General features: G+C 67.8%; 19 protein-coding genes and 1 tRNA gene. 8 read left to right on the forward strand and 12 right to left on the reverse strand.

Annotated elements, in window-relative coordinates; translation table 11 throughout:
• Window positions 1-194: 194 nt before the first annotated feature.
• Complete coding sequence (locus JOD60_RS13475) at window positions 195-476, forward strand: hypothetical protein (RefSeq protein ID WP_076691111.1); 282 nt, start codon at window positions 195-197, stop codon at window positions 474-476.
• Here JOD60_RS13475 and JOD60_RS13480 read toward each other — a convergent pair.
• The 3 genes from JOD60_RS13480 to JOD60_RS13490 are packed head-to-tail and all read right to left on the reverse strand — an operon-like array spanning window position 445 to window position 1,329.
• Complete coding sequence (locus JOD60_RS13480; protein WP_198159053.1) at window positions 445-624, reverse strand: hypothetical protein; 180 nt, start codon at window positions 622-624, stop codon at window positions 445-447. The two genes, JOD60_RS13475 and JOD60_RS13480, sit on opposite strands and share 32 nt — an antisense overlap.
• 53 nt (window positions 625-677) lie before the next feature.
• Window positions 678-1,079, reverse strand: a complete 402-nt coding sequence (locus JOD60_RS13485) for a hypothetical protein (RefSeq protein ID WP_157127953.1) — start codon at window positions 1,077-1,079, stop codon at window positions 678-680.
• Complete coding sequence (locus tag JOD60_RS13490; protein WP_076691117.1) at window positions 1,063-1,329, reverse strand: hypothetical protein; 267 nt, start codon at window positions 1,327-1,329, stop codon at window positions 1,063-1,065. The genes JOD60_RS13485 and JOD60_RS13490 overlap by 17 nt, the downstream gene beginning before the upstream one ends.
• 75 nt (window positions 1,330-1,404) lie before the next feature.
• Here JOD60_RS13490 and JOD60_RS13495 point away from each other — a divergent pair, with 75 nt between their 5' ends.
• Entirely contained in the window at window positions 1,405-1,926 is a 522-nt protein-coding gene (locus tag JOD60_RS13495) for a hypothetical protein (protein ID WP_076691120.1), read from the forward strand.
• Between the two features lie 12 nt (window positions 1,927-1,938).
• Here JOD60_RS13495 and JOD60_RS13500 read toward each other — a convergent pair whose 3' ends face one another.
• Together JOD60_RS13500 and JOD60_RS13505 are read right to left on the reverse strand one after the other, a co-directional pair.
• Window positions 1,939-2,685, reverse strand: a complete 747-nt coding sequence (locus JOD60_RS13500) for a hypothetical protein (protein ID WP_076691122.1) — start codon at window positions 2,683-2,685, stop codon at window positions 1,939-1,941.
• A gap of 714 nt (window positions 2,686-3,399) precedes the next feature.
• Window positions 3,400-3,564 carry a hypothetical protein gene (locus JOD60_RS13505; RefSeq protein WP_157127954.1) on the reverse strand — a complete coding sequence of 55 codons (165 nt, stop codon included), beginning with the start codon at window positions 3,562-3,564 and terminating at the stop codon, window positions 3,400-3,402.
• Between the two features lie 227 nt (window positions 3,565-3,791).
• On the opposite strand from JOD60_RS13505, the gene JOD60_RS13510 reads away from it, so the two are divergent.
• A complete protein-coding gene (locus JOD60_RS13510; RefSeq protein WP_157127955.1) occupies window positions 3,792-4,529 on the forward strand; it encodes a hypothetical protein in 738 nt (245 codons plus the stop codon).
• A 104-nt stretch (window positions 4,530-4,633) separates the two neighbouring features.
• On the opposite strand, the gene JOD60_RS13515 is transcribed toward JOD60_RS13510, so the two are convergent.
• From JOD60_RS13515 to JOD60_RS13540, 6 genes are all read right to left on the reverse strand, one after another.
• On the reverse strand, window positions 4,634-5,293 hold the full coding sequence (locus JOD60_RS13515; protein ID WP_076691127.1) for a hypothetical protein: 660 nt from the start codon (window positions 5,291-5,293) through the stop codon (window positions 4,634-4,636).
• Complete coding sequence (locus JOD60_RS13520; protein WP_076691130.1) at window positions 5,290-5,802, reverse strand: hypothetical protein; 513 nt, start codon at window positions 5,800-5,802, stop codon at window positions 5,290-5,292. Before JOD60_RS13520 ends, JOD60_RS13515 begins: the two co-directional genes overlap by 4 nt.
• 435 nt (window positions 5,803-6,237) lie before the next feature.
• Window positions 6,238-6,519 (reverse strand): hypothetical protein, encoded by a 282-nt coding sequence (locus JOD60_RS13525; protein WP_076691132.1) that lies wholly within the window; start codon window positions 6,517-6,519, stop codon window positions 6,238-6,240.
• A 101-nt stretch (window positions 6,520-6,620) separates the two neighbouring features.
• Complete coding sequence (locus JOD60_RS13530) at window positions 6,621-7,448, reverse strand: helix-turn-helix domain-containing protein (RefSeq protein WP_076691134.1); 828 nt, start codon at window positions 7,446-7,448, stop codon at window positions 6,621-6,623.
• Between the two features lie 91 nt (window positions 7,449-7,539).
• The gene (locus tag JOD60_RS13535) at window positions 7,540-7,749 is read right to left on the reverse strand and encodes a helix-turn-helix domain-containing protein (protein WP_076691136.1); all 210 of its coding nucleotides are present in this window, start codon (window positions 7,747-7,749) and stop codon (window positions 7,540-7,542) included.
• Window positions 7,746-7,985 (reverse strand): helix-turn-helix transcriptional regulator, encoded by a 240-nt coding sequence (locus tag JOD60_RS13540; RefSeq protein ID WP_076691138.1) that lies wholly within the window; start codon window positions 7,983-7,985, stop codon window positions 7,746-7,748. Before JOD60_RS13540 ends, JOD60_RS13535 begins: the two co-directional genes overlap by 4 nt.
• Before the next feature lie 166 nt (window positions 7,986-8,151).
• Between JOD60_RS13540 and JOD60_RS13545 the strand changes: the two genes are divergently transcribed.
• The gene (locus tag JOD60_RS13545) at window positions 8,152-8,859 is read left to right on the forward strand and encodes a hypothetical protein (protein ID WP_076691140.1); all 708 of its coding nucleotides are present in this window, start codon (window positions 8,152-8,154) and stop codon (window positions 8,857-8,859) included.
• Window positions 8,856-10,151 carry a site-specific integrase gene (locus JOD60_RS13550; RefSeq protein ID WP_084202022.1) on the forward strand — a complete coding sequence of 432 codons (1,296 nt, stop codon included), beginning with the start codon at window positions 8,856-8,858 and terminating at the stop codon, window positions 10,149-10,151. The genes JOD60_RS13545 and JOD60_RS13550 overlap by 4 nt, the downstream gene beginning before the upstream one ends.
• 18 nt (window positions 10,152-10,169) lie before the next feature.
• Here JOD60_RS13550 and JOD60_RS13555 read toward each other — a convergent pair.
• Window positions 10,170-10,243, reverse strand: a tRNA-Pro gene (locus JOD60_RS13555).
• A gap of 107 nt (window positions 10,244-10,350) precedes the next feature.
• On the opposite strand from JOD60_RS13555, the gene JOD60_RS13560 reads away from it, so the two are divergent.
• The 3 genes from JOD60_RS13560 to JOD60_RS13570 are packed head-to-tail and all read left to right on the forward strand — an operon-like array spanning window position 10,351 to window position 12,027.
• On the forward strand, window positions 10,351-10,929 hold the full coding sequence (locus tag JOD60_RS13560; protein ID WP_076691144.1) for a GNAT family N-acetyltransferase: 579 nt from the start codon (window positions 10,351-10,353) through the stop codon (window positions 10,927-10,929).
• 4 nt (window positions 10,930-10,933) lie between these two features.
• Window positions 10,934-11,647: a lysoplasmalogenase gene (locus tag JOD60_RS13565; protein ID WP_232321617.1), complete on the forward strand. Its 714-nt coding sequence runs from the start codon at window positions 10,934-10,936 to the stop codon at window positions 11,645-11,647.
• Window positions 11,644-12,027: an RNA-binding S4 domain-containing protein gene (locus JOD60_RS13570; protein WP_076691146.1), complete on the forward strand. Its 384-nt coding sequence runs from the start codon at window positions 11,644-11,646 to the stop codon at window positions 12,025-12,027. Before JOD60_RS13565 ends, JOD60_RS13570 begins: the two co-directional genes overlap by 4 nt.

Consider the following 12,027-nt stretch of genomic DNA (forward strand, 5'->3'; position numbering starts at 1 on the left):
AGAGCGCCCCGCCGTGACACGTAGTGACATCGCGTGCCGGGGAGTAGTCGAGAGTTGGCTCTCCCCGGTGCCGATGCCCTCCCCCATGACAACCCGTGACAGGCAGTGATCGGCAGTGTGCACACACAGGTGCACACACAAAAGGGCCGTTGCCCTCCCTAACGTTGCCGCCCCGAATGCTTCCGAGAGGACACATGATGCTGACGTTCGACGCCGCGCTGCGGATCGCTGCCGGGCACTTCGGCGAGCCGTTCGTTCGTGACGGCTGGGAGGACGACGGCGTCTTCCTCGTGACGCCGCAGCGCGTGCTCGACGACGAGAGCCGCGGGCTCGTCATGGCGGGCGGCGCGTGGATCACCGTCGACCGTGCGACGGGCGAGATCGAGACATGGCCGCATCTCGACTACCTCGATCGCGTGCAGCGGATGCGAGCAGTCGCCCGGATCAGCCCGCTTGTTCCCACTCGATCGTCGTGATGCCAGCGTTCCGAAGAATGTTCGCGAGCAACGTGCGTCCGATATCGCTCTTCTGGCTGTGCTTGTTCGGCAGCCGCACCGTCTGAGCGCCGCGCTGCATGAACTCGGGATGCTTACCCGTCCCGGCGAACGGCCCATCGAAGCCCATCGCCCGTAGTCGAGCGATCAACTCTTTCCGGGTCGTCTGAGCCGGTAGGGGACTCACCCTGCCAGCGGAAGGTTGAGATCGTAGCCGTCGATTACCGGCACGTCTCCGCCCGCGCTGAGTCGCAACTCGACCCATCCGGGGATCGCCGAGAGCAGGTCGGCCTCGGCCATTTCGCGGCTGCTGCCGTCTGCCCACAGCCCCTCGAAGCCGACGATCTCCGAGAACCACTCACCGGGCTCGATCTCGTGTGTCCGCGCGTGGCGCACCGCCGCCTCGGCGTAGTCGTGCAGCAGTCGCTCGGGAATACCTGCGATCATCTCGACGCTCACTCGCGGCTGGCTCTCCTGGATACGAATCCACTGTGTCGTGCGCTTCGACGCCGTTCCCGAAGCCGAAGACGCCTCGTCGCTGCGGAAGGACGTCTGTTCCTGCCACTGATTACTGATCGTCAGCATCGGGTTCTCTCCTGAGATCATCGGGCGCAGAGACGCCCATGACATTCTGGCTGTTGACGAAGTAGACCGGCTCACCCTCCGAGTCGTACATCCCGTCGATACGCACAACGCTGGTCAGCACCAGTTTGATCCGAACGACGGTTCCGTCGTCGAGTAGGTACTCGTTCCAGTGCTCCCCAGAGGGCCGGAACCCGATCTCCGTACCTTCGACCATCGTGCCGCCGAGGTTGATCTTCTTCTTCCTCGCCACATTGGGGAGTCTAGTCAGGTGCGTCTTTGAATCGGGTGATTGTCGCACAGATACTTCGCTCGCCTGACGAGAACAATGTCGGCGCCCCCGGCGATCGCGCGCGACATGGAATGGATCGCACCCATCGTTGCTGTCGTCGCCGCGCTGATCGCAGGGTGGCAGGCGTGGGAAGCCCGACGCTCTCGCCTCGACGCCCGCTCGTCGGCGAGCGAAGCACAGCAGCACGAAGAACGCGCCGCCGCCGCATCCGAGCGCATCGCATCCGCGATCGAAGAACGGAACGCCGTCGAACGGGCCGAGCGCGAGCGCTACAAGAACCGGTGGACTCGCGTACCCGAGTACGTGCAGAGCGGTCGCGCGTGGAAGTTCCATCTCGGCGGCGACGGGCCGGTGACCGACGTCAGCGTGAAGATCGACGACAAGCACACGAACGAGCGACTGAGCGTGACGATGCCCGACACCAAGAACATGCGCCCGGGCCAGTCGTTCCGGCTCGATTGGTGGCGCAGCATGGCGTCACCGCCGCAGATCACAGCTGAACTTCACTGGGTGCGCGCGAACGGTGAGCCGCACCACTGCGCGATGACGCTCGACTGATCGACCGGGCTGCTACGCACCCGTCTGCGGCGTGCCGCCGTTCCGATGCTCGCGCTCGGCGTCGGCGATCATCTGCTCGCCGCGTTGCAGTTGCTCGATCGCGAACGCTTCGGCGCGTTTCATCTCCCGGCGCAGGCGCCGTGTCTGCACGAGCCGCATCATCGTGACCTCGCGTTCGAGCGCCACGACCTGAAGGCGGCGATAGACCTGACGCGACTCGTACTCGCGCAACCGATCTACCGCGGACTTCGCGTCGCCGAAGCGATGCTTGTTCAGATGTCCGACCACGACGGCTCGCTGCTCGTCGACCGCGGCCAGGGCGTCGTGCACGCCGTTGCCAGCGAAGGCATGCCCTCGCGCGAGGATGAGCCGCCATGCGTCCGTTGCGCGCGTGACGCGCGCCTGCCATTCGGGATCGAGACTCACATCGAACTTGATCTGGTCGGGCGCCGGTTCCGGGGCTGCCTTGATTGCGTCGGCTGCCCCCCGCTTCACTGCATCTTGAGCCTGCTCGATATAGCGCGCCATCGATAGGCCGAGTTCGTTGATCGCTGCGACGGCGTCTTGTTGATACGCGGCGAACCGATCCGCGGCGGCACGCTGCGAGTCGAGCAGTCGGACGATCATTGCCGAGCGCGCGGCCCAGGCTGCGGCGATGAGCACACCGATCAGGCTGAGGACGGCGCCGAGCGGGATCAGTGCAGCCAGGTCGAAGGCGCTCGTCGCGCTCTCGGCGGCGATCTCGGCGGGTGTCGTCATGCCTGCATGCTATTGCCGCCGAACTCACGAAACGTTGTTTGCCCGCTCAGCGGCGCTGAGCGCCCCGTAGGCGAGAGATCGCTGCTCAGGCTGTCGTCGTGCCAGCCACGGGCTGCGAGCGCGCCCTGCCCGGCATAGCGCGGGCGCCGCACCAATCTCCCCCGCGGCGCCCGCCGACACACCCGCTGCGCCGCTCCCGCTGTTGACACGGAGTCAACGGCCAACGCCCGCTGATCTGCGACTTCTCGGGACGCGTGCTCACTGTGTGGGCAGCCACACCGTTCGCACGCGAGCACGCGGAGCAGCGGCGGGTCGTGGTCCGGAATGGTGCTGCACGACTATCCGCTTGCTCGGGCACCCATGCAGGATCGCCCATTCCTGATCTCCCGCGCGCGGCGGCGCGTGCTCGTCGACGTCGACCGGGCGCCTATCGGATTGATGCGGCGCGCGCGATCGATTCGCTTGGCGCGAGTTGTCCGCGAGCCACTGCTTCAAGAGGTCGCGCGTCCACCGGGAGACCGGCACAGGGGCCTTGCCGCGGAACGTCCGTGTCGGTGGAACCTGACCCGCACGCATCGGGCGCACATAGGCAGCGTGGTCTCGGAAGTAGTACCGCATCGACCCCTCGGAGAGAGTCACGATGGTCGGGTTGGTGCCCCTCGACGAGATGGGAATGGCATCGTTTCGAGTGCGAGCGACCTCAGAGACCTGCTCTCACAGGGCCCTGAGTTCTTCAGCAGCATCTTCACGCTTCATCGTCAAGTCGGCCTCGCGCTGTTCGCGATACATCCGGGGAAGAGCGCCCCGCCGCTTCCAAAGCGCTCGACCGGTTGCGACGACGATTGCAGCAACCACAGTGATGACGATTCCTTCAATCACACAGCCTCCCTTCTCGATAGCGACGCTACCGAACCTCAGCCGGGTCGACGAGGGTCACACGGCCCGATGACGACTAGGAACGCGCGCGCTGCACGACCATTGTGCAGCGCGCGCAGATAGCCCAGATCAACGGCGGTCGGCGCAGGGAACACGCGATATGTGGGCGAGACCCGGACAGGTCTATCGACAAACGACCGCAAGCAGTCTCCGATCACTAGGATGCCCGCATGGGGACCTCGTATGAGCAATTTCTCGCGTGCCTGCGGAACTCCACGGCTCGACGACTGCTGGGGATTGAACTCACCGACAAAGAGGCCGTTGTACTCGCAGACGACCGCGATGCCGCTCACGCCTACTACGAAGTCTGGTTGACGACGCGGAACTCTACCCCGGCAGTACCCACCAGGGCCGATCGGCAGGTTTCCACCGCCACTCCCCCCGAGCGAACTCTCCTCAGCATCGCGACCATCGGGCGCGGCGGAGAGCCAGCGAAGGTGCACGTGTCTACGTCGCGTCTCTTCATCTCGACGACCGGCGGCGTTTCAGTGTGGAAGGCGTTCCTAGGCGCCGCAACCCTCGGGGTCAGCACCGCCGTCACCGGCATCAACGCGGGGGTCGGAGGCGACCTTGATATCCCGATCCGCGCCGTGAGCGCAGCCCTGATCACCAAGACCGGGATGGCGTACTCGACGATCAAAATCCTCGTCGGCGGCGATGCTGTCGAGTTCGGACTGGCCACGACCGCGAGCAGATCGGTGGTCGAAGCCATCAACGCCGCCGTCTCGGGAGGGGACCGAGCATCGGTGGCAGCCGATGCGTGGGACATCCACAAGCAAGGCCGCGCAAAGCAATGGCCGAGCGAGGGTCAACTGCGAAAGCAACTGCGAAGAGGCCTGATCGCTCAAGCGCGGTTCGAGCACGATGCCGCCGTCGCTCGCGCACTCCAATCTCTTGCCATGCTCTGACGTGCACTGGGCTGCCGCGGGACATGTGCGAGGGGCGGAGCGAGACGTACGACAGCACCGCCCCTCGCGGATGCGACGCGGATGACCGACGCGTCGCACCGGCCTTACTCGTCGGCGGCGTCGAGCCGACCGACCCACTGATCGACAGCGCCGTCGAGCCCGCCGCGGATCGCCTCGTACCCGGACTGATCGGCGCGGTAGACGTCCTGCCACGCGCCGACCGTCGCGTCGCTGCCCTCGGCGGCTTCGGTCATGGCGCGGTGCCATGCGATCGCAGGCGCGTACTGCTGCTCGGCATCGCGCACCGACATCGCAGCCTCGACGCCGAGATCGGCGAGCCGGTCGAACACGAGCCCATGAACCTCCGCGATGATCTCGTCGGCCGCGTTCGAGTCGAGCACCTGCGGCAGCGTCTCGACGAGATCAGCGATCGCGAGAGCGCGCGTCTCGTCCGCGTTCGCGATGATCTGCGCGAGTGGCCGGCCCTTGTCGAGCAGCGCCTGTACCTTCACCGCCTCGTGCTGCACGCGTGCGATCTCGTCGGCAGTCTTCGGGCGCAGCGACGCGATCACGCCGTCACGCGTCGGCACGTTCTGCGGCAGCACCGGGCGCGCCGCGAGCAGCGCCTGACGGGCTGCGTGCACGCGCGCCCGCCTACGGGTCGCGATCGCCTCGGGTGCGAGGTCAGCGTCGGCGTACTGCATCGCCGCTCCCAGTTCGTCGCGGTAGCCGCGCACGGCGGTCGCGTAGTTGTTCGTGGTCACTGTTGGGTTCCTTCCCCCTCGGTGTCCTGCACGCGGTCGCGAGCAGTGGTCTTCTCGGCGGCGTTCACCTGATCGGTGATCGTCATCGCCCATGCGGCCAGCACGGTCTTGAACTCGTCGACTCCCGAATCGCCGCTGATCTTGTCGAGCCCCATGAGCCGAGCGCGGCGATCCATGATCGACAGCACCCGATCGACGGCCCACAGATCGGGGGCCTTCGGCGAGCCGTCGCGTGTCGTCCCTTCTCCGAGCGCGGCGGGCATGAGTTCCCGCTGCAACGCGTCGAATAATTCGAGTTCCTGTGTGAGCAGTTGCTTCGCGTGCTCGCGCGGTACCTTCGCGATTTCACGCTCGACGGCGCGGTGCGCGTTGCCGGGGTTCGAGTAGCCGAGCGCGGCAGCGATCTCGCGGTACGTCGCCCGGCGCAGCCGCATTTGCAGGGCTGCGTCGGCGCGCTGCGCCGCGGTCAGGCGCCGCTCGGCATTCGTCTTCGGTTCGTTCGTGGTCACTGCTCGGTTCCTCCCATTCGTGCCGCTGCGCGGCGTGTCCGTCGTTGTTCGCGCTCATGCGCTCGGTACTCGGCGTCAGCGCGTCGACGACGCTTGAACTCACGCAGTCGCTCGCGACGGCACCCGATGCAATCGCCCTTCGAGTCCTTGCCGAACGTCAGGCGGTAGTGGCCTCGCGGGCAGTAGAGCCAGTCGCCGCCGTGATCCAACTGCGCGTTGTGCGAGTAACACAGCGGGGCATAGTCCTTCGGGTCGCGTGACCACCGCACCGGCACGTCGTCGGGGTTGCATCGCCGTCCTTCAGGCCGAAGATGAGCCCTTCGCCGATCAGCCCCCAGCCGTCCTCGAGGCGGTCACAGCCGGGCGCAGCACAGGACTGGCCGACCGCCGAGCCGCGGGTGCGCTTCAGTTCGGCGTGAATGCGCCGGTACTCGCTCATGACCATCGCGCACCCCCGTGCACGGTGCAGACGAGCGCGACAAGCAGTTCGCGCAGTTCGCGCGCCTCTGCACGATGCGCTGCGGCTTCCGCGGTGAACGTGCTCATGTAGGCCTTGATCGCAGCCTCGTGGCCGCGTGACACCGTGTTCATCGCGGCGATGTAGCCGCCGAGCGCAGCGCGCCGTTCGCGCTTCACGTCGCGCAGGGCGTCTCGGTCGGGATCTGTCACGACGCGGTGTGCACGGTCGACGAGCGCGCGGAAAGCGTCATCGGTCATCGTGGGTTCCTCTCGTCGAGTCCCTGACTTCGCGTCAAAGGCGGTCGGCTGTGATCTGGGGTTTCCTTTGGTGTGTTCACGCTGTGCGTGCAGTGATGAACTCATCGGCGCATCTCCCCCGGCATGCACCCGACATCGGCCCACTGCTTGCCGCGCGCGCTCAGGTGCTCGTACTCGGCATCCCCCGCGCCGGGGCCGTCGTAGCCGGGACCGCGCCCCCGCGAATCGCGCTCGCGCATCCAGTTCCGCTTGACGCCCTCGAACTGCTCGACCGTCAATGAGCGCATCCACGCGACCGTCCTGTCGCTCGGGGTGCCGAAGCCTGCGAGGATGCACCAGTCGTTCAGCAACGCGAACTGCCTGTCGGTGATTCGGGTCGTCGTTGCCGCGCTGGTAGCGGCAGCCGCCTCGAAGGCCGAGACGTCGACGTCATCATCCGTTTCGGCGTGCGTCGCATCGCGATGCACCCGAGATGGTTCTTCTGGGTCTGGTTCTACTGGGTATGGTTCTAGGGCGTCTCGCGCACTCTGCGGAGTGCTGATCGCGCACTCTGCGGAAGGCGTCTCACGCACTGTGTCGGGACCCTCAGAGCGCGTCTCGCGCACTGTGTCGACGTCATCGCTCGGTGCAGAGTGCGTCTCGCGCACTGTGGCGCGGACGGCAAGCCGATCCCCACGCTCGAAGCGCGAGCGGAACCCCTCGGGGCGCACGTCGGCGAACCGCTCGACGATGTAGCGATTGACGGATCGCCCGAGCCGCTTCGAGACGAGCCCTTCGTCGATGAGTTCGGCGAGCGCGAACCCGACCTGTCGGCGCGCGACGCCTGAATCGCTCGCCAGCGTCCCGTACGACGGGTAGCACTCGCGCGTCCTCGCGTCGGCGCGGGAGAGCAGCGCGGCGTAGACCGCGAACTCGCGTGGATGCAGCACGCCGCGTGCGGCCCAGTCTGGAATCTGGATGAAGCCCAAGGGTTCTCGCTCCCGTCGAGTGGTGGTCGGTCTGTCGGTCGTTCAGCGGGCGTCAGCCCTCGCCGAGCCACGCGATGAGCGCAGGGACACTTACGACGAGACGGCGCCCGATTCGCTTGACCGGAAACGACTCGCCCGTGCGCGCCTGCTTGTAGGCGCTCGGGCGAGAGATGCCCAGCAGCGCCGCCGTCTCGTCGATGGTCAGCACGGCTCGGCCTCGCACATCGTCGAGCGTCAGTGCACTCGTCGTGGTCGTGCTCATCGCGCACCCCCGGTGATCTGCTGAAGTTCGCGCAGCAGCGTCGCGTAGGCGATGAGTCGGTCGCCGGACGGCTTGAACGTGCCCGCCTCCCAGCGACAGATCGTCATGCGCGTCACGCCGAGTTCGCGGGCGATCGCGTCCTGGCTGACGCCTGCGGCCTCTCGGACTGCTCGGGCGAGCGCGGGCCGCGGAAGTTCGCGCCGGGCTCGTTCCTCGTCGATCAGTGTCGTCGTCATGGCTTCACCGTAGCCACTTCTGCAACATGTGTGCACGTCTTTGCCGTCTCGACTTCGGTGCACGCTCGTGAGACACCCGCACCGCTGGATCCACGCCGATCTACGCATTACGAATGTCTCGCGCACGCATGTCGCATTATTTGTTACGAGCATGTAGCATCGAGCCATGAGCGACGATCACCGTAAGCGCGAGCCGCGACCGCTGACGCCCGACGAAGAACGGCAACTTGCCGAGCGACAGCGTCGCCGCGAGGCAGCCCTCGCCGCCGATCCGCGCCCCGAGCCGATCCCCGGCCCGCGCACGCAGCACTCACGGTGGGACATCGACACCGAGACGACGGCGCCCGGCCTCGACGGCTGGATTCGCATCATCGACACCGCGCGCAAGATCGCGCCGTTATTCGTACGCCTCGGCGAAGACGACAGCGGGCGCCTCATTGTGGTCGGCTTGCACATCGACGGCGACATCGAACTGACAGCCCGCGCGATGCGCGAGATCAGTCTGCCCGAGATCGTGAAGACGATCGCGTGGCGGGCGACGGGTTCGCCGCCGCCGCAGTCGGTCGGCGACGTCTCCCCCATCGGCCTCGCGGTGTTCGAAGGCGTCGCAATGGAGATCGAGCACACGGTCGCGAGCGCAGCGCCCGCCGAGACGAAGCGCGGACGCCCAGGGCCGACCGATGACCAACTTCACCGCGTCGTCGACGCGTACCGCCGCCACGCCCGCCAGACGCGCAGCGCGATCGCCGCCACCATGCGGGAAGTCAACCTCAGCCGTGCGAGCGTGCAGCGACATCTCGATCTCGCTCACGAACGCGGGCTGTTCCCCGAAGGGCGCCAAGGCGCCCAGCACACAAGAAAGGACGACAGATGATCTATCGCAGATGCTCGTGCAGGCGACCGGGTTCGAGAACCCAGTACGCCGTGCTGCCCGAGAAGCCGACCGACAAACAGGCCGCGAACACGTGCCCGCGGCTGCTCAGCGACCCGAAACACGGCAAGTGGGGCTACTGCCTCGCGCGCGGCACCGACGCGTCAGGCAAGCGCCTACAGACCCGCGTCGCCGGGTTCGACACGAAGCGGGCGGCGCAGTCCGCGCTCGCGAAGGCACGCGCCGAGCACGATCGCGGCGAGTTCGTCGAGACAAGTCGCGTGAAGTTCGGGCAGTGGCTCGACGAATGGCTCGACGGGCGCGAGCAGCGCGGCGACATCAAGCGCTCGACGCTCGACAACTACCGCCGATACGTCGACGCCGACATCAAGCCGAGCGCGCTCGGCAGGCTGCGGCTGACCGACATCAAGCGGGCGGACGTGCGGCGCTTCATCGACGCGCTGATCGCGGACGGGCGCGGCGCGACGACCGTGCGCCGCATCGTCGCCGTCGTGCAGGGTGCGCTCACCGCTGCCCTGCGAGACGACATGATCGCGGCAAACCCCGCCCGCGGCGTGCGGCTGCCCGTCGTCGACGCGCACGAGTTCGAGCCGTGGTCGCCCGTCCAAGTCGGGGCGTTCCTCGACCGGGCTGCGCAGCACCGTCTCGGCGCGCTGTTCGAGATCGCCGTGCTGACCGGGCTGCGGCGTGCCGAACTACTCGGGCTGCGATGGGGCGACGTCGACCTCGCGCGACGCGAACTGACCGTGCGGACGACGCGCGTGCAGACACGCAGCGCCGTCATCGAGAACTCGCCGAAGACGAGCGCCGGGCGTCGGGTCGTGCAACTCGACGACGCGGCAGTCGGCGCGCTCGTCGCATGGCAGATCGCGCAGGAAGCCGACCGGGTGAACTGCGGCACGCTGTGGGAGGGCGACGGGCACGTCTTCACGTACGAGAACGGGACGCCGCTGCGGCCCCAGTACGTGACGCGACTATTCGAGACGCTGCGCAGCGAGATCGGGCTGCCCGACATGACGCTGCACGGGCTGCGGCACATGCACGCGTCGCTGCTGCTCGCGAGCGGCACCGACATCGCGCTCGTGTCGAAGCGCCTCGGTCACTCGTCGATCTCGATCACGAGCGACATCTACACGCACCTGATCGGCGACGCCGGTCGACGTGCAGCGGAGGGTGCTTCGGCGCTCATTCCGCGAGCAAGTGCACACACACTGCACACACAGCCGACCGGGGCGGGCATGACAAAAGCCCCGGAACCCGCAAGAACTGCGTGATTCCGGGGCTTTCTCCGGTCGGGATGACAGGATTTGAACCTGCGACCCCTTGACCCCCAGTCAAGTGCGCTACCAAGCTGCGCCACATCCCGGTCCATCGTCCGCTGCGCGGACAACTCCCCTATCCTACCCGCTCGGCGGAGCGGCCGCGAACGCACGCGTCTTCTGCATGTCGGTGACCCGGCGTACGGTCGGGAGCATGACCGAGATCGTCATCGCCCCGGCATCCGCCGACCGCTTCGCCGACGCGGAGCACGCCCTCACCGGCGGAGGCGACGGCGCCTCCTGCTGGTGCCAGTGGTGGATGCTGCGCAACAAGGACTTCAACGCCACGACGCACGACGAGCGGCGCGAGCTGCTGCGCACCGACCTCGCACAGACTCCGGCATCCGCCCTCATCGCCTATGTCGACGGCGAGCCCGCGGGGTGGGTGAAGGTCTCGCCGCGCCCTGACCAGCCCCGCCTCGCGCTCACGAAGGCGTTCCAGCAGTCACCGGAGCCGTTCGACGTCACCTCCGTGTGGGCGATCAGCTGCTTCGTCGTGCGCCGCGAGCACCGCGGCGTCGGCCTCGCGAACCAGCTGCTCGGCGCCGCCATCGCCCACGCCACGACCCACGGTGCCCGCGTGATCGAGGGATACCCCGTCGACGTCGACGCGAAGAAGTCCTCCGCCAACGAGCTCTTCCACGGCGCGCTTTCCAGCTTCCTCGACGCGGGCTTCCATGAGGTGGCTCGCCCCGCGCCGGCACGACCGATCGTGTCGCTGACCGTACGATGACTGCGTGACCCTCGACCCGGCGCATCCCCGCACCCGCCCCGCGTTCGCCGATCGCACCCGCTGGTGGGGCTTCGGACTCTACGCGCTCGTCTCGGCGATCCACATCGTCAGCGGCGTGGTCGGCCCCGACGTGATTGTCTTCCCCACGAAGCTCATGCTCATGCCCGCACTCGCGATCGCCGCACTGTGGGCGCTGCGCGGGTCGTTCGACACCTCCACCGCAACCCGCGCGGCATCCGTCCTGTTCGTCGCGCTCGCCTTCTCATGGCTGGGCGACGGCGCCGGATTCTTCTTCCCGTTCCTCGACGACGAGCTGCCCGCAATGCTGCTGTGCTTCGGTCTCGCGCACCTCGCCTACATCCTCCTGTTCCTCCGCTTCCTCCCGCGGCGAGCGGTACCGCGCTGGACCCTCGGCTACGTCGTGTGGTGGGTGCTCATGGTCGCGGTCCTGTGGCCGAGCCTCGGCACCCTCGCGATCGCCGTCGCGCTGTACGGCCTCGTCCTCGGCGGCACGGCGGTCGCTGCGACGCGCGGCGGCGCGATCACGACCGCCGGCGGCGCGTTCTTCCTGGCTTCCGACACGATCCTCGCGCTGCGGCTGTTCCTGCCCGACCAGACCGGCCTCCTCGCCGGCCCCTGGGTCATGCTGACGTACACGATCGGGCAGGGGCTGCTCGCCTACGGCATCGTCCGCCTGCTGCGGGAGGAGCCACGGTGAGCGAATCGGTCAGGGTGGACGCGTGGCTCTGGGCCGTCCGCGTCTACAAGACCCGCTCCGCCGCCACCACCGCGTGCCGCGCCGGCCACGTCCGCATCGGCGGCGACCGCGCCAAAGCCGCGCAGCCCGTGCGCATCGGCGACGAGGTGCGCGTGCGGATCGCGGGCTTCGACCGCATCCTCCTCGTGCGCCAGCTGCTCACCAAGCGCGTCAGCGCGCCACTGGCCGCCGCGGCCGCCGAGGACCGCACGCCGGTCCGGGAACCCGTCGCCCAGCTCGCCGTCCGCGACCGCGGCGCCGGGCGCCCCACCAAGCGAGAGCGCCGCGACATCGACCGCCTGCGCGGCCGCGACGACCCCGCGCGCTGGGACGGCGACTGA

It is taken from the genome of Microbacterium aurum, assembly GCF_016907815.1.
Classification (GTDB): Bacteria; Actinomycetota; Actinomycetes; order Actinomycetales; family Microbacteriaceae; genus Microbacterium; species Microbacterium aurum.

Coding starts and splice junctions, on each gene's coding strand:
- JOD60_RS13475 (WP_076691111.1), top strand. CDS start 195: ATGATGCTGACGTTCGACGCCGCGCTGCGGATCGCTGCCGGGCACTTC.
- JOD60_RS13480 (WP_198159053.1), bottom strand. CDS start 624: ATGGGCTTCGATGGGCCGTTCGCCGGGACGGGTAAGCATCCCGAGTTC.
- JOD60_RS13485 (WP_157127953.1), bottom strand. CDS start 1,079: ATGCTGACGATCAGTAATCAGTGGCAGGAACAGACGTCCTTCCGCAGC.
- JOD60_RS13495 (WP_076691120.1), top strand. CDS start 1,405: ATGTCGGCGCCCCCGGCGATCGCGCGCGACATGGAATGGATCGCACCC.
- JOD60_RS13500 (WP_076691122.1), bottom strand. CDS start 2,685: ATGACGACACCCGCCGAGATCGCCGCCGAGAGCGCGACGAGCGCCTTC.
- JOD60_RS13510 (WP_157127955.1), top strand. CDS start 3,792: ATGGGGACCTCGTATGAGCAATTTCTCGCGTGCCTGCGGAACTCCACG.
- JOD60_RS13525 (WP_076691132.1), bottom strand. CDS start 6,519: ATGACCGATGACGCTTTCCGCGCGCTCGTCGACCGTGCACACCGCGTC.
- JOD60_RS13535 (WP_076691136.1), bottom strand. CDS start 7,749: ATGAGCACGACCACGACGAGTGCACTGACGCTCGACGATGTGCGAGGC.
- JOD60_RS13540 (WP_076691138.1), bottom strand. CDS start 7,985: ATGACGACGACACTGATCGACGAGGAACGAGCCCGGCGCGAACTTCCG.
- JOD60_RS13545 (WP_076691140.1), top strand. CDS start 8,152: ATGAGCGACGATCACCGTAAGCGCGAGCCGCGACCGCTGACGCCCGAC.
- JOD60_RS13550 (WP_084202022.1), top strand. CDS start 8,856: ATGATCTATCGCAGATGCTCGTGCAGGCGACCGGGTTCGAGAACCCAG.
- JOD60_RS13560 (WP_076691144.1), top strand. CDS start 10,351: ATGACCGAGATCGTCATCGCCCCGGCATCCGCCGACCGCTTCGCCGAC.